This window comes from Paracoccaceae bacterium Fryx2 (genome assembly GCA_032334235.1).
GTDB lineage: Bacteria > Pseudomonadota > Alphaproteobacteria > Rhodobacterales > Rhodobacteraceae > JAVSGI01.
Window position 1 is genome coordinate 955,910 of the sequence record JAVSGI010000005.1, and the last position, 14,176, is coordinate 970,085.

Annotated in this window: 14 protein-coding genes; 4 read left to right on the top strand and 10 right to left on the bottom strand. The window is 68.3% G+C overall.

Features of this window, described 5'->3' with window-relative positions; genetic code table 11:
* Nucleotides 1–7 precede the first annotated feature (7 nt).
* Nucleotides 8–346, bottom strand: coding sequence for a P-II family nitrogen regulator (locus RNZ50_13795; GenBank protein MDT8856067.1), 339 nt, complete (start codon nt 344–346; stop codon nt 8–10).
* Nucleotides 347–519: 173 nt separating this feature from the next.
* Here RNZ50_13795 and RNZ50_13800 point away from each other — a divergent pair, with 173 nt between their 5' ends.
* From RNZ50_13800 to RNZ50_13810, 3 genes are all read left to right on the top strand, one after another.
* On the top strand, nt 520–2,058 hold the full coding sequence (locus RNZ50_13800; GenBank protein MDT8856068.1) for an NAD(P)H-hydrate dehydratase: 1,539 nt from the start codon (nt 520–522) through the stop codon (nt 2,056–2,058).
* A gap of 275 nt (nt 2,059–2,333) precedes the next feature.
* Entirely contained in the window at nt 2,334–3,215 is an 882-nt protein-coding gene (locus tag RNZ50_13805) for a DMT family transporter (GenBank protein MDT8856069.1), read from the top strand.
* 62 nt (nt 3,216–3,277) lie between these two features.
* Nucleotides 3,278–4,099, top strand: coding sequence for a lysophospholipid acyltransferase family protein (locus tag RNZ50_13810; protein MDT8856070.1), 822 nt, complete (start codon nt 3,278–3,280; stop codon nt 4,097–4,099).
* Nucleotides 4,100–4,235: 136 nt separating this feature from the next.
* Here RNZ50_13810 and RNZ50_13815 read toward each other — a convergent pair whose 3' ends face one another.
* Complete coding sequence (locus tag RNZ50_13815) at nt 4,236–4,940, bottom strand: DUF1223 domain-containing protein (GenBank protein ID MDT8856071.1); 705 nt, start codon at nt 4,938–4,940, stop codon at nt 4,236–4,238.
* Between the two features lie 297 nt (nt 4,941–5,237).
* On the opposite strand from RNZ50_13815, the gene acnA reads away from it, so the two are divergent.
* Nucleotides 5,238–8,003 carry an aconitate hydratase AcnA gene (gene acnA / locus RNZ50_13820; GenBank protein ID MDT8856072.1) on the top strand — a complete coding sequence of 922 codons (2,766 nt, stop codon included), beginning with the start codon at nt 5,238–5,240 and terminating at the stop codon, nt 8,001–8,003.
* 207 nt (nt 8,004–8,210) lie between these two features.
* On the opposite strand, the gene RNZ50_13825 is transcribed toward acnA, so the two are convergent.
* From RNZ50_13825 to secD, 8 genes are all read right to left on the bottom strand, one after another.
* Nucleotides 8,211–8,744: a DsbE family thiol:disulfide interchange protein gene (locus RNZ50_13825; GenBank protein MDT8856073.1), complete on the bottom strand. Its 534-nt coding sequence runs from the start codon at nt 8,742–8,744 to the stop codon at nt 8,211–8,213.
* A complete protein-coding gene (gene ccmD / locus RNZ50_13830) occupies nt 8,737–8,898 on the bottom strand; it encodes a heme exporter protein CcmD (protein ID MDT8856074.1) in 162 nt (53 codons plus the stop codon). The genes RNZ50_13825 and ccmD overlap by 8 nt, the downstream gene beginning before the upstream one ends.
* Nucleotides 8,895–9,623 carry a heme ABC transporter permease CcmC gene (ccmC, locus tag RNZ50_13835; protein MDT8856075.1) on the bottom strand — a complete coding sequence of 243 codons (729 nt, stop codon included), beginning with the start codon at nt 9,621–9,623 and terminating at the stop codon, nt 8,895–8,897. The genes ccmD and ccmC overlap by 4 nt, the downstream gene beginning before the upstream one ends.
* Nucleotides 9,624–9,686: 63 nt before the next feature.
* Nucleotides 9,687–10,343, bottom strand: coding sequence for a heme exporter protein CcmB (ccmB, locus tag RNZ50_13840; protein MDT8856076.1), 657 nt, complete (start codon nt 10,341–10,343; stop codon nt 9,687–9,689).
* Nucleotides 10,340–10,981 carry a heme ABC exporter ATP-binding protein CcmA gene (gene ccmA / locus RNZ50_13845; protein MDT8856077.1) on the bottom strand — a complete coding sequence of 214 codons (642 nt, stop codon included), beginning with the start codon at nt 10,979–10,981 and terminating at the stop codon, nt 10,340–10,342. The genes ccmB and ccmA overlap by 4 nt, the downstream gene beginning before the upstream one ends.
* A 132-nt stretch (nt 10,982–11,113) precedes the next feature.
* A complete protein-coding gene (locus tag RNZ50_13850) occupies nt 11,114–11,473 on the bottom strand; it encodes an Mth938-like domain-containing protein (protein ID MDT8856078.1) in 360 nt (119 codons plus the stop codon).
* A gap of 3 nt (nt 11,474–11,476) precedes the next feature.
* On the bottom strand, nt 11,477–12,448 hold the full coding sequence (gene secF / locus RNZ50_13855) for a protein translocase subunit SecF (protein MDT8856079.1): 972 nt from the start codon (nt 12,446–12,448) through the stop codon (nt 11,477–11,479).
* A gap of 12 nt (nt 12,449–12,460) precedes the next feature.
* Nucleotides 12,461–14,128 (bottom strand): protein translocase subunit SecD, encoded by a 1,668-nt coding sequence (gene secD, locus RNZ50_13860; protein MDT8856080.1) that lies wholly within the window; start codon nt 14,126–14,128, stop codon nt 12,461–12,463.
* Nucleotides 14,129–14,176 lie beyond the last annotated feature (48 nt).

The following is a 14,176-nucleotide window of genomic DNA, read 5'->3' on the forward strand; positions in this document are numbered from 1 at the left end:
CAATGGTTCAGATCGCGTCGTCGCCGGTCTCGCCGGTGCGGATGCGGATGGCCTGTTCGACCGTGCTGACGAAGATCTTGCCATCCCCGATCTTGTCGGTGCGCGCGGCCGCCACGATCGCCTCGATCGCGGCATCGACCATGTCATCGGCCAGCACGACCTCGATCTTCACCTTGGGAAGGAAATCCACGACGTATTCGGCGCCGCGATACAGTTCGGTGTGGCCCTTCTGACGACCGAAGCCCTTGACCTCGGTAACGGAAAGTCCCTGGATCCCGGCCTCCTGAAGCGCTTCCTTGACCTCGTCAAGCTTGAAGGGCTTGATGATCGCCTCGATCTTCTTCATGGGCCGACTCCCCCGGTGATTTCTTCTTGCAGGCCAGTGACCATTTCCGAGCGGCCGGAACAATTGGCGAGACGGCGGCTGCGGCGGTCCGGGGCGGATTTCCGCGGGTCGTGGTGAAAAATTGGGCTAATGGCTGCATTACTGGGCGGCCTGTAAACGGATTGGGCGGCGAAATGACCGAACTGCTGACTTCTGCCCAAATGCGCGCCGTCGAGGCCGCGGCGATCGCCACCGGCCGCGTCACCGGGCCGTCGCTGATGGAACGTGCGGGGGCGGGCGTGGTCGATGCGGTGCTGGCGAAATGGCCGGACCTCGCGGGGGGCCCGCAGCGCGCAGTGGTGCTGTGCGGGCCGGGCAACAACGGCGGCGACGGCTATGTGGTGGCGCGCCTGCTCGCGGCGCGCGGCTGGGCCGTGCAGGTGGTGGCGCCGACCCCGCCCGCCACCCCGGACGCCCGCGCCATGGCCGCCCGCTGGACGGGCCCGCTGCCAGGCCCGGATGCCCCCGACCGGACCAGCCTCGCAGACCGCCCGCTGGTTGTAGACGCGCTGTTCGGCACCGGCCTGTCGCGCCCGGTCGCCCCGGGGGTCTGGGGCCTGCTGGCGCTGGCACAGGGCTGCGGCTGCCGACTGGTGGCGGTCGACATCCTGTCGGGCATCTGCGCCGATTCGGGCCGGGTGCTGGCGACGGGCGGCTACATCGACCGCGCCGCCGACCTGACGGTGACGTTTCAGCACATGAAACTCGGGCATGTGCTGGCCGATGGAGCGGGCCTGAGCGGGGCCATCGCAGTTGTGCCGCTGGGGCTTGACCGCGAAATCGAGACGCTGCTGCGCGCCGATGATGGCCAGGCGGTGGCCGACCTCGCCACCCCGGCGACCGCCCTGCTGGGCAAGGAAGCGGGGCACAAGTACCGGCACGGCCATGCGCTGGTGCTGGCGGGCGGGGTCGGCCACGGCGGGGCGGCCCGGCTGGCGGCACGCGGCGCGCTGCGCATCGGCGCGGGCCTCGTGACACTGGCCTGCCCGCCCGCCGCGCTGCTCGAAAACGCGGGAAGACTCGATGCGGTGATACTGCGCAAACTGCCCGATGCGGCGGCGCTGACGGCCCTGCTGGCAGATGCCCGCATCACGGCCCTCTGCCTCGGCCCCGGGCTGGGGCTGGATCGCGCCCGCCGGATGGTGCCGGCAGCGTTGGCGGCGGGGCGGCCCTGCGTGCTCGACGCCGACGCGCTGTCCGCCTTCGCCGAAGATCCGGCGGCGTTGCTGGCGCGGCTCCACGATGGCTGCGTGCTGACCCCGCACGGCGGCGAGTTCGCCCGCCTGTTCCCCGACCTCGCCGGACGGCTCGACGCCCCTGCGTCGCATGGCCCCGCCTTCTCGAAACTCGATGCCGCACGGGCAGCCGCGGCCCGGGCCGGTTGCACCGTGCTGCTCAAGGGCGCCGACACCGTGATCGCCACCCCCGACGGCCGCGCCGCCGTCAGCGCCGCCTGCCGCGACCGCGCCGCCCCCTGGCTGGCCACGGCGGGTGCGGGCGACGTGCTGGCAGGCTTCCTCTGCGGCCTGCTCGCCCGCGGCCTGCCGCCGTTCCTCGCGGCGGAAACCGCAGCCTGGCTGCATGTCGAATGCGCCCGCACGTTCGGCCCCGGCCTGATCGCAGAAGACCTGCCCGAACACCTCCCCGCCGTGTTCCGCGCCCTCGCCCTCTGATCCTGCAATTTCTCGTTGGCCCAAATACCCCCGCCGGAGGCTCCACCCTCGCCGCCTGAATCCCCGCCCAACGCGCGCGACCCAAAATTCTTCAAAGAATTTTGCAAAAGTCTTGCAAGACTTTTGCCGCGCCCGACCGGCCATCCGCGGCCCGGCACCTGAAACCCGGCCTTGAACCTCCCCCCGTCCTGGCGCAGAACTGCGACAGAGCCGCGCGCGGCATACGGTCCGCACGGCCCCGTCGGTCCGGGCGCCTTTCCACGGAGGTTCCCGGCATGTCCCGGACGCAGACCCGAAGCCCGGCCAGCCGGGGCATCCTGCTGATGCTGGCCGCCGTCGCCCTGTTCACCGCGATGGACGCGCTGGCCAAGGGTCTGGTGGCCGACTATCCGACCCTGCAAGTCGTCTGGGCGCGCTACACCGGCCAGACGGTGATCGTGGCGCTGGTGCTGGGCCGCCGCCTGCCCGCCCTGCTGCGCACCCGCTATCCCGGCCTGCAGGCGTTCCGGTCCGCCTGCCAGTTCGGCGCGACGGCGCTGTTCTTCTTCAGCCTCGGCTTCATCGGCCTGGCCGAGGCCACCGCGCTGGTCGACATCAACCCGGTGCTGATCACGCTGGGGGCCGCGCTGTTTCTGGGCGAGAAACTCGGGCCGCGGCGGATCTTCGGGGTGGTGGCGGCGCTGGTCGGGGCGCTGATCGTGATCCGGCCGGGCCTCGGCGTCTTCACCCCGGCCGCGCTGCTGCCGCTGGGCTGTGCGGTGTGCTACGCCGGATACGCCATCGCCACCCGCCATGTCGGGCGGGATGAAAGCGCCTGGACCTCGCTGGTCTATGCCGCACTTCTGGGCACTGTGGTGACCTCGCTCGCCATGCCCGCGATCTGGGAACCAGTCGCCGCGCGGCATCTGCCGGCCTTTCTGGCCCTTGGCCTGCTGGGGGCGGCGGCGCAGTTCTGCCTGATCCGCGCCTTCACACTGGCCGAGGCGTCGGCGGTGGCGCCCTTCGGTTATGTCGGGCTGATCTTCGCCACCTTCTGGGGCATCGTGCTTTTCGACGAATACCCCGACCTCTGGACCATTGTCGGCGCACTTGTGATCGTGGCGGCCGGACTTTATGTCTGGCACCGCGAGACGCGGGCATCCCGCAACACGGCGTGAGGCAGGAACCGATGCGGGACGGCCCGACAGACAGGCTGCGCGCCTGGACGTGGAACCTCGCCATGAGGGGGCTGATCGGCGGGCTGCTGCTGCTGCCCTATGCCTGGCGGGTGCCGCTCTGCGGCTGGGTGATGGCCTGGATCATCGCGCCGCTGGCGGGCTACCGCGCCCGGGTGCGCGACAACCTCGCGCTGATCCTGCCCGACCTGCCCGCGTCAGAGGTCCGTCGCCTGATGCGCGCCGTGCCCGACAACGCCGGGCGCACGGTGATCGAGATCTATTCCGGGCCCGAATTCGTCGCCCGCGCCACCCGCACCCCGCCGCACGGCCCTGGGCTGGCGGCGCTGGACCGCGCCCATGCCGAAGGCCGCCCGGTGATCCTGATCACCGGCCATTTCGGCAATTACGACGCGAGCCGCGCCGCGCTGATCGCCCGCGGCTTCCGGGTCGGCGCGCTCTACCGCCCGATGAACAACCGCCATTTCAACGAGCACTACGTCCGCGCCATCACCCGGATCGGCGCGCCGGTGTTTCCGCGCGGCAAGCGGGGCCTCGGCCAGATGCTGCGCTTCCTGCGCGGCGGCGGCATGTTGGGCCTGCTGATCGACCTGCACATGCGCGGCGGCGCGCGGCTGCAGTTCTTCGGCCATGACGCGATGACCTCGGTCGCGGCGGCGGAAATGGCGCTGAAATACGATGCCCTGCTGGTGCCGACCTACGCGGTGCGCGCCGAAAACGGCCTCGATTTCGACGTGCGGGTAGAAGCGCCGATCCCGCAGGGCACGCCCGAGGCGATGACCCAGGCCCTGAACGATTCGCTGGAGGCGCTGGTGCAGCAGCATCTGGACCAGTGGTTCTGGATTCACCGGCGCTGGAAGGCGTAGGGGCGGCTCTGCAAGGCACGGAGGCGCTGCAAGGCACGGAGGCGCTGCAAGGCACGGAGGCGCTGCAAGGCACGGAGGCGCTGCAAGGCACGGAGGCGCTGCAAGGCACGGGGGTAGGCGACAGAAGGCGTAAGCCTCAGTCCAGCCGCGCCGCCGCCAGGATCTCGGCCGGACCTTCGGCCTGCAGGATCACCACGACCGGCTCGGCCCCGGCGGCCTCGGTCTCGATCTCCAGCGGGCTAGTGCCCGCCCACTGCGCCAGGGGCTGCCAGCTGGTCACGATGTTGTGGTAATCCACGGTGCGCCCGGCATTCTCGCCCCGCTCGATCGTCACGGTCTGCGACGGGCGATAGCGCACCAGCTGCACCCGCGCCGCATGGGTCAGCGGCGGCACCGCCTCGGCGCGGATGATCAGCCGTTCGCCCTTGCGCTCCAGCCACAGCCGCACGCGCGGCGCCTTGCCCAGATGCGCCGCGATCAGCCGTTCCACCTCGGCCGGGCGGTGGCCCTCGACCCGGTCCAGCCCGGCCACGATCAGCTGCGGGGTATAGATGGTGCGGCTGCCCGCCGCCCGGGCATAGGCCTTCTGGCGGTCGGTGAAGCGGGCCTGCGCGAAAGCGTCCGGCCAGCCGATGTAATCCCAGTAATCGACATGCAGCGACAGCGGAATCACCTGGCGGTTCTTGATCAGCGTTTCCAGATATTCGTCAGCCGGCGGGCAGGACGAACAACCCTGCGAGGTGTAAAGCTCGACCACCACCACCGGTTCCGAGGATTGCGCGAACGCTGTTCCGCAAAGGGCAAGCCACAGCCCGCATGCGGCGCTGATGATATGTCGCATGATCCGGATTCCACTCCCCAATGTGTTCACCGCTTCTAGCGCCGCAACCCACCCGCTGCCAATCAAGGTTTTGCGAGGGATGTCCCTTGCACCACGATCCCATTGCGGGCAAACCGCCGCAGGGCTGCCTGAAACTTGGTCTGGATTTTTGGCATACTATGGTATACAAGCCGGACAGCCCGCCTGCCCGCCCCCCTTCCGGGGACAAAATCCGCGCCGGGAGCCTTTTTGCTTGACCCGCCCTTCCGCCCGATATGCCATTGCCAGAACTGACCCGAGCCAGCCCAGGAGGCCCGCATGACCGTCACCGTCGGACACGACAGCACCAACACCCGCAAGACCCTGACCGCAGGCGGCCGCAGCGTGGCCTTCTACTCGATTCCCGCCGCCGAGGCTGCGGGTCTGGGCGCCTTCGCCCGCCTGCCCGCCAGCCTGAAGGTCGTGCTGGAGAACATGCTGCGCTACGAGGACGGCAAGACCGTCACGGTCGATGACATCCGCGCCTTCGGCACCTGGGGCGAACAGGGCGGCAAGAATCCGCGCGAGATCGCCTACCGCCCGGCACGCGTGCTGATGCAGGATTTCACCGGGGTTCCCGCCGTGGTCGACCTGGCCGCGATGCGCGACGGCATCATCGGGCTTGGCGGCAACGCCCAGCAGATCAACCCGCTGGCCCCGGTCGATCTGGTGATCGACCATTCGGTGATGATCGACGAATTCGGCACGCCGCGCGCCTTCCAGATGAACGTAGACCGCGAATACGAACGCAACATCGAGCGCTACACCTTCCTGAAATGGGGCCAGAAGGCGTTCGACAACTTCCGGGTCGTGCCGCCCGGCACCGGCATCTGCCATCAGGTGAACCTGGAATACCTGGCGCAGACCGTCTGGCTTGACGCCGACCAGAATGGCGAACAGGTCGCCTACCCCGACACGCTGGTCGGCACCGACAGCCACACCACCATGGTCAACGGCCTTGCCGTGCTGGGCTGGGGCGTCGGCGGCATCGAGGCCGAGGCCGCGATGCTGGGCCAGCCCGTGTCGATGCTGATCCCCGAAGTGGTCGGCTTCCGGCTGACCGGCACCATGGTCGAAGGCACCACCGCCACCGACCTCGTGCTGAAGGTGGTGCAGATGCTGCGCAAGCACGGCGTGGTGAACAAGTTCGTCGAATTCTACGGCGACGGGCTCGACCGCCTGCCGCTGGCCGACCGCGCCACCATCGCCAACATGGCCCCCGAATACGGCGCGACCTGCGGCTTCTTCCCGGTCGATGGCGAAACCCTGCGCTACCTGCGCAACACCGGGCGCGACGATGATCGCGTGGCGCTGGTCGAGGCCTATGCCAAGGCCAACGGCATGTGGCGCGACGCGTCCTATGACCCGATCTACACCTCGACCCTCGAACTCGACATGGGCACCATCGTGCCCGCGATTTCCGGACCCAAACGCCCGCAGGACTTCCTGCCGCTGACCGGGGCGGCGCAGGCCTTCGGCGACTACATCCGCAGCACGCGCAAGCTGCCCGCCGTCCCGGCGCTGGAAAAGGCCGAACTGGTGGACGAAGGCGGCAACCCCGCGCCCGAACATCTGCCGGGCAACCATGACGGATTCTCGTCGGCCATGGTGGCGGGCGAAAACTATTCGCTGCACGACGGGTCGGTAGTGATCGCCTCGATCACCTCCTGCACCAACACCTCGAACCCCTCGGTGATGATCGCGGCCGGCCTCGTGGCACGCAAGGCACGCGCGCTCGGCCTGACGCGCAAGCCCTGGGTCAAGACCTCGCTGGCCCCCGGGTCGCAGGTGGTGGAGGAATACCTGAACGCGGCCAACCTTCAGGAAGACCTCGACGCCATCGGCTTCAACCTCGTGGGCTTCGGCTGCACCACTTGCATCGGCAACTCGGGCCCGCTGCAGCCCGAGATTTCGGCGGCAATCAACGAGGGCGACCTGATCGCCACCGCCGTGCTGTCGGGCAACCGCAACTTCGAGGGCCGCATCAGCCCCGACGTGCGCGCCAACTACCTCGCCTCGCCGCCGCTGGTGGTGGCCTATGCGCTGGCGGGCGACATGAACATCAACCTGACCACCTCGCCGCTGGGCATCGGCACCAACGGCCCGGTCTACCTCAAGGACATCTGGCCGACCAACGCCGAGATCGCCGAACTGGTCGAAGCCACCGTGACCCGCGCCGCGTTCCTCAAGAAATACGCCGATGTCTTCAAGGGCGACGCCAAGTGGCAGGCGGTGGAGACCACCGACTCCGAGACCTACGACTGGCCGGCCTCGTCGACCTACATCCAGAACCCGCCCTATTTCCAGGGCATGTCGCGCGAGCCGGGCGTGATCTCGAACATCGCAGGCGCCCGCGTGCTGGCCGTGCTGGGCGACATGATCACCACCGACCACATCAGCCCCGCAGGCAGCTTCAAGGCCACCACCCCGGCGGGTGCCTACCTCTCGGAACGCCAGGTGCCGGTCTCGGAGTTCAACTCCTACGGCTCGCGGCGCGGCAACCACGAGGTGATGATGCGCGGCACCTTCGCCAACATCCGCATCCGGAACGAGATGCTGGCGGGAGTCGAAGGCGGCTACACCCTGGGGCCGGACGGGGCGCAGACCTCGATCTACGACGCGTCGATGGCCTACCAGGCGGCGGGCGTGCCGCTGGTGATCTTTGGCGGCATCGAATACGGCGCAGGCTCCAGCCGCGACTGGGCGGCCAAGGGCACCGCACTGCTGGGCGTCAAGGCGGTGATCGCGGAATCGTTCGAGCGCATCCACCGCTCCAACCTAGTCGGCATGGGCGTCATCCCGTTCGAGTTCACCGGCGGCGACACCCGCAAGTCGCTGGGCCTGAAGGGCGACGAGGTGGTGTCGATCGACGGGCTGGACGGCGACCTGAAACCGCTGTCGGTGGTGCCCTGCACGATCAGCTACGGCGACGGCACGGTGAAGACCATCACCCTGAAATGCCGGATCGATACCGAGATCGAGATCGAATATGTCGAACACGGCGGCGTGCTGCACTACGTGCTGCGCGATCTGGCGAAGGCCTGACTGTCGCCAATGCCAGGAGCCCCGGCCGACATGCCGGGGCCGACGGCCGGGCCGGGAGCCAAAATTCTTGCAAGAATTTTGCAAAAGTTTTGGGAAAACTTTTGGCGCCCGGCCCCGCCGCTGCACCCGACCTGCCCGCCGCCTGCGACCAGCCGGGCCGCCGGAGCCTCCGGCGGGGATATTTGAGAAAAGAAGAAGAAGAAGGGATCAGTCCGGCTTCTGTCCTGCCAGTGCGGGGCGGATGGTATCTTCCAGCGCCCGCGCCGAGATCGGCCCCGCAAAGCGCAGCACGATCGTGCCGTCTTCGTCGATGACGTAGGTTTCCGGCACGCCGTAAACGCCCCAGTCCAGCGCCATCCGCCCCGAGGCATCGGCCCCCATCGCGGCATAGGGGTTGCCCAGCTCGCTCAGGAACCCGAGCGCGTTTTCCGGTCTGTCCTTGTAGTTCACACCCAGAATGGTCACGCCTTCCGCCGCGAGCTTCTCGAGCATCGGGTGTTCGGCGCGGCAGGGCGCGCACCAACTGGCCCAGTAGTTCACCAGCTTCATGCCCGGCGCGCGCAGGGTCTCGTCGCTGAAAGGCTGGCCGTCGCCCAGCGGCGTCAGCTGCACGGCCGGCGCGGGCTTGCCGGTCAGCGCCGAAGGCAGCCCGTCGGGGTCATCTCGCGCCATGCCGAGCCAGAACATCGCGGCCAGCCCGGCGAACAGCACCGGCGGCAGGATCATCAGCGCCTTAGCCATCGTGCCGCCCCTGCCGTTCTTCCACATCGCGCAACGCGCGCCGCATCCGCGCCGCCCGCCACAGGCTGAGCACCACCAATGCAAGGATCAGCGCGATCGACGCCGCATAGGACATCAGAACCGCGCCCGCGTATTTGCCGAGTTCGGGCATCATGCCACCCTCTCGCGCGCCAGCAGGGCAGCCAGTCGGCGGGCGCGGATCTCGGTCCGGGTGCGCAGCAGCACCAGCGTGACAAACAGCAGAACAAAGCCCGCGATGCAGACCAGCAGCGGGAAATAGAACACGTCCGCCACGTTTTCTTCCTTGTCCAGCGACAGCGACGCGCCCTGGTGCAGCCCCTGGTTCCAGAAATTCACCGCATAGCGGCTAAGCACCGCAAACACCGACCCCACGATGCACAGCACGCTGGTCAGGTCGGCCGCAGCATCGGGATCGTCGATCGCCTCCCACAGCGCGATGTAGCCGAGGTAGAACAGGAACAGGATCAGGAACGAGGTCAGACGCGGATCCCAAGCCCACCAGGTGCCCCACATCGGCTGCCCCCAGATCGCCCCGGTCACCAGCGCGATCAGCGTGAACGTGATCCCGACCGGCGCCGCGGCCTTGGCCGCCAGCGCCGAAACGTGGTGCCTGCGCACCAGCCAGATCAGCGACGCCACCAGCATCATCAGCCAGGCATTGATCGCCATCAGCGCGGCGGGAACGTGCAGGTAGATGATCTTGACGGTAGAGCCCTGCTTGTAGTCATCGGGCGTGAAGAAGAAGCCCCAGACCAGCCCGCCCACCAGCGCCAGCGCCGCAAGCCCCGTCACCCAGGGCAGAACCCAGGCCGAAGTCTGCATGAATCTTTTCGGATTGGCATATTCCCAGATCGACATGGCGGAGCCTTACGTCCTCTCTGTTCCTGTCTCAAGTCAATATCATGTCAACCGGCGCACCGCTCAGCGCAGATTGACGCGGAGAGCCAGCGCCGAGGCGAAAGGCAGCAGCGCCGCCGCCCCCGCCGTGATGCCGGCCAGCATCAGAAGCGGCGTTCCGGTGTCCATTCCGGCCGCACCCCGCTTCACCACCTCGGCCCCGAACACCAGGGTCGGCACATAGAGCGGCAGCACCAGCAGGCTCAGCAGCAACCCGCCGCGCTTCAACCCCACCGTCAGCGCCGCCCCGAAGGCGCCGATCACCGACAGCGCCGGGGTTCCCAGCAGCAGCGAGGCCACCAGCCACGGATACCCCGCCGCGGGCAGGTTCAGCAGCACCCCCAGCACCGGCGCGGCCAGCGTCAGCGGCAGGCCGGTCACCGCCCAATGGGCCAGCGCCTTGACCGCCACCGCCCCTTCCAGCGGCAAGGGCGCCGTGGCCAGCAGGTCGAGCGAGCCATCCTCGTAATCCAGCGCGAAGATGCGGTCGAGCGACAGAAGGCACGCCAGCAGCGCGCCGACCCACAGGATGCCGGGCGCGATCAGCGCCAGCGTGTCGCCCTCGGGGCCGACCCCGAGCGGCACCAGCACCGCCACCAGCAGAAAGAATGCAAGGCCAAGGCCGAAGCCGCCCCCCGCCCGCATCGCCAGCCTCAGGTCGCGGATCAGCAGCGCGATCATGAGAAACTCCCGCCGAACGGGTCGTCGAACGCGGTGCCCCGGCCACCCTGCGCCGGGCTTGCCGCGCGGAAGGGCGCGAGGTCCAGCACCGCCGCCTCCTCCAGCCCGAGGTCGATGTGGCTGGCAATCAGCGCCGCGCCGCCGCCCGCCAGATGCGCGCGCACCACGCCCGCGAACAGCGCGACCGAAGCCGCATCCAGCGATACGGTCGGCTCGTCCAGCACCCAGATCGGCCGGCCCGTGACCAGCAGCCGCGCCAGTCCCAGCCGCCGTTTCTGCCCGGCCGACAGGTTGGCCGCCATGCGGTCGCGCAAACCGGCCAGGTTCATCTGCTCCAGCGCCGGGCGCACCAGCGCCGTGCCATAGATCGCCGCCCAGAAGGCCAGATTTTCCGTCACCGTCAGCGTGGCCTTCAGCCCGTCGGCATGGGCGGCATAGGCCATGCTTTCGGGCGGAGCCGACACCGTGCCTGCCATGGCCGGCTGCAGGCCCGCAAGGGTGCGCAGCAGGGTGGTCTTGCCGATGCCGTTCGGGCCGCGCAGCACCAGCGCACGCCCGCCGGCCAGCCGGAAGCTCACGCCTTCCAGCACGCGCAGCCCGCCACGGGCACAGGCAAGATCGGTGACGCTCAGTTCCATGGCGGCATGGTTAGCTCATGCCACGACATGCGAAAAGCGAAACCGGCCGAAGGTCGATCCCGCCGAAACGGCCGGGTGAGTCAAAATTCTTCACAAGAATTTTGCAAAAGTTTTCAGGAAAACTTTTGGCTCTCACCCTTCGACCGGCAGCAACGCCGCAGCGATCCGCCGCCCTTCCGACAAAAGCACGTTGTAGGTCCGGCAGGCGGCGGGCGAATTCATCACCTCGACCCCTATTCCGGCCGCTTCCAGCGTGGCGCGGAACCCCTGCGGCGCGTGGGCGATCTCGCCGCCCATGCCGACGAACAGCACGTCGATCCGCCCCTGCAGCGCCATCGGCCCCGCCGTGTCCTCGAACCCGCCCCAGGCCCCCGCCCCCCAGGGCGTCACCAGCACCGGCCCGCGCAGCACCTGCCCCGCGATGCGGAAAAACCCGGGGCCATAGCTGTCGATCGGGCGGGCCTCGTCATAGGTGATCTCGGTCAGGTGCATGGCTCAGGCGTCGATGTTGGCGAACTCGGACCCGGGCGCGTCCTTCTTCGGCTTGTCGCGGTCCAGCCCGATCATCAGCACGATGTTCTTGGCGACGAAGACCGACGAATAGGTGCCAAGGATCACCCCGAAGGCGATGGCGAAGGTGAAGCCCCGGATCACGTCGCCGCCGAAGATCAGCATCGCGGTCAGCGCGACCAGCGTGGTGGAAGAGGTCATCAGCGTCCGGCCCAGGGTCTGGTTGACCGAGATGTTCATCACCTCGCGCAGGGCCGTGGTCTTGTACTTGATCAGGTTTTCCCGCAGCCGGTCGAACACCACCACCGTGTCGTTGATCGAATAGCCGAGGATGGTCAGCAGAGCCGCGATGATCGTCAGGTCGAACTTGATCTGGAACAGCGCGAAGACCCCGATCGTGATGAAGATGTCATGGATCAGCGCCAGCACCGCCCCCAGCGCGAACTGCCACTCGAAGCGCAGCCAGATGTAGACAAGAATCCCCGCCGTCGCCCCGACCATGGCCAGGATCGCCTTCAGGATCAGCTCGCCCGACACCTTGGGCCCGACCGATTCGACCGACGGAAACACCATCGCCGGGTCTAGCGCGTTCAGCGCCCCCTCCAGGGCCAGGATCACCTCCGGCGTCACCGCCTCCGATCCCTCCTGCGGCGCGATGCGGATCATCGCCACATGCTGGTCGTCGCGGAACGTCGGGTCCGTCACCTCGATGATCGACACGTCGCCCAGATCCAGCGTGCCCAGCGCCGCGCGGTAGGCCCCGATGTCGACCGGCTGGGTGCTTTCGGTGCGGATCGTGGTGCCGCCCTTGAAGTCGATGCCGTAGTTCAGCCCCATCACCGCCCAGACCAGCAGCGCCGCGACCGTCATCACGATAGAGCCGCCGAAGGTCAGCTTCTGATATTTGAAGAAATCGAACGTCGTGTGTTCCGGTGCAAGTCTCAGTCGCCAGGCCATCGCCGTTCTCCCCTACACCACAACCGTTGCGGGCCGCCGGATGGCGAACCACATCTCGATGATCGCCCGCGTCACGTAAACGGCGGTGAAGACCGAGGTGACGATGCCGATCCCCAGCGTGATCGCGAAACCCCGCACCGGTCCGACCCCGACCGTGAACAGCACGATCGCCGCGATCAGCGTGGTGATGTTGGCGTCGATGATCGACGAAAGCGCCCGCTCGTAGCCGATCTGGATCGCCCGCGCCGGGTTCTTCTGGTTGCGCAATTCCTCGCGGATGCGCTCGAACACCAGCACGTTGGCATCGACCGCCATGCCGATGGTCAGCACGATGCCGCCGATGCCGGGCAGCGTCAGCGTGCCGCCGACGATCGACAGCGCCCCGAAGATCAGCGCCATGTTGATCGCCAGCGCCAGGTTGGCAAAAAGCCCGAACATCCCGTAGGAGACGACCATGAACACCGCCACCATGGCAATGGCGATCAGCGCCGCGATGCGGCCCGCGTCGATGCTGTCCTGCCCCAGTTCCGGCCCGACGGTGCGTTCTTCCAGAAAGGTCATTTCGGCAGGCAGCGCGCCCGCGCGCAGCAGCACCGCAAGCTTGGTCGATTCCTCGACCGAGAACGAGCCGGTGATGATCCCCGACCCGCCCGGAATGTGGCTCTGGATCACCGGGGCCGAAATCACCTCGTCGTCCAGCACGATGGCGAAGGGCGACCCGATGTTGTTGGCGGTATAGTCGCCGAAGGTCCGCGCGCCCGTCGGGTTGAAGCGGAAGCTCACCGCCGGGCGGTTGTTCTGGTCGAAGGCGGGCTGGGCATCGACCAGCTCCTCGCCGGTCACCACCGGCGTCGCCTCGACGATGTAATAGGTGCCCGGCTCGTCCATCGACGGCAGCAGCAGGTTGCGCGCCCCCGCCGTGGCCCCGGCATCCGACGTGCGCCCGACCACCGGATGGAAGGTCAGCTTCGCCGTGGTGCCGATCAGCGCCTTCAGCTCCGCCGCCGACCCGATGCCCGGCACCTGGATCAGGATACGGTCATTGCCCTGGCGCTGGATGGTCGGCTCGCGGGTGCCGACCTCGTCGACCCGGCGCCGGATGATCTCCAGGCTCTGCTGGATGGTCCGGCTGTCGGTCGCGGCCCGTTCCGATTCCGAAAGCTGCACCACGATGTCGCTGCCCTCGGCCGTCACCTCGATGTCGTTAGACCCGATTCCGGTCAGCGAGACCACCGGCTGCGCCAGCGCCCGCACCGCCGTCAGCGCCGCATCCATTCCCGCCGGGTTCGAGATCGCCACCCGCAGCACGCCCGGCACCGAAGGCTGGCGGCGCACGTTGCCCACCGTGTCGCGCACGTCGCGCAGCGCGTCGCGCACCTCGGGCCACATCGCGTCGATCCGGCTGGCATAGACGTCGGCCACCTGGACCTCGGCCAGCAGATGCGCGCCGCCGCGCAGGTCGAGGCCAAGGTTGACCAGCCCCGACGGCAGGAAGTCGGGCCAGCGCGCCGCCGCCGCCGCCTGTTCCGGCGTGGCGACCCCGCCCGCACTCTCGATCGCGGCGACGGCGTCGTTGTGCCCCTCCACCCGCCCGTAGAACCCGTTCGGCATCGCATAAAGAATGCCGAAGGCGCAGACCCCAAGGATCAGCAGGCGCTTCCACAGCGGAGTGTTGGTCATGACGGAACTTCCGGATACGGGCGGCAGGCGCGGCGGGAACAGGCGCGG

Excerpts from the sequence above, each read along its gene's own strand:
- RNZ50_13795 (MDT8856067.1), bottom strand. The coding sequence starts at position 346 with ATGAAGAAGATCGAGGCGATCATCAAGCCCTTCAAGCTTGACGAGGTC.
- RNZ50_13800 (MDT8856068.1), top strand. The coding sequence starts at position 520 with ATGACCGAACTGCTGACTTCTGCCCAAATGCGCGCCGTCGAGGCCGCG.
- RNZ50_13805 (MDT8856069.1), top strand. The coding sequence starts at position 2,334 with ATGTCCCGGACGCAGACCCGAAGCCCGGCCAGCCGGGGCATCCTGCTG.
- RNZ50_13810 (MDT8856070.1), top strand. The coding sequence starts at position 3,278 with ATGAGGGGGCTGATCGGCGGGCTGCTGCTGCTGCCCTATGCCTGGCGG.
- RNZ50_13815 (MDT8856071.1), bottom strand. The coding sequence starts at position 4,940 with ATGCGACATATCATCAGCGCCGCATGCGGGCTGTGGCTTGCCCTTTGC.
- acnA (MDT8856072.1), top strand. The coding sequence starts at position 5,238 with ATGACCGTCACCGTCGGACACGACAGCACCAACACCCGCAAGACCCTG.
- RNZ50_13825 (MDT8856073.1), bottom strand. The coding sequence starts at position 8,744 with ATGGCTAAGGCGCTGATGATCCTGCCGCCGGTGCTGTTCGCCGGGCTG.
- ccmD (MDT8856074.1), bottom strand. The coding sequence starts at position 8,898 with ATGATGCCCGAACTCGGCAAATACGCGGGCGCGGTTCTGATGTCCTAT.
- ccmC (MDT8856075.1), bottom strand. The coding sequence starts at position 9,623 with ATGTCGATCTGGGAATATGCCAATCCGAAAAGATTCATGCAGACTTCG.
- ccmB (MDT8856076.1), bottom strand. The coding sequence starts at position 10,343 with ATGATCGCGCTGCTGATCCGCGACCTGAGGCTGGCGATGCGGGCGGGG.
- ccmA (MDT8856077.1), bottom strand. The coding sequence starts at position 10,981 with ATGGAACTGAGCGTCACCGATCTTGCCTGTGCCCGTGGCGGGCTGCGC.
- RNZ50_13850 (MDT8856078.1), bottom strand. The coding sequence starts at position 11,473 with ATGCACCTGACCGAGATCACCTATGACGAGGCCCGCCCGATCGACAGC.
- secF (MDT8856079.1), bottom strand. The coding sequence starts at position 12,448 with ATGGCCTGGCGACTGAGACTTGCACCGGAACACACGACGTTCGATTTC.
- secD (MDT8856080.1), bottom strand. The coding sequence starts at position 14,128 with ATGACCAACACTCCGCTGTGGAAGCGCCTGCTGATCCTTGGGGTCTGC.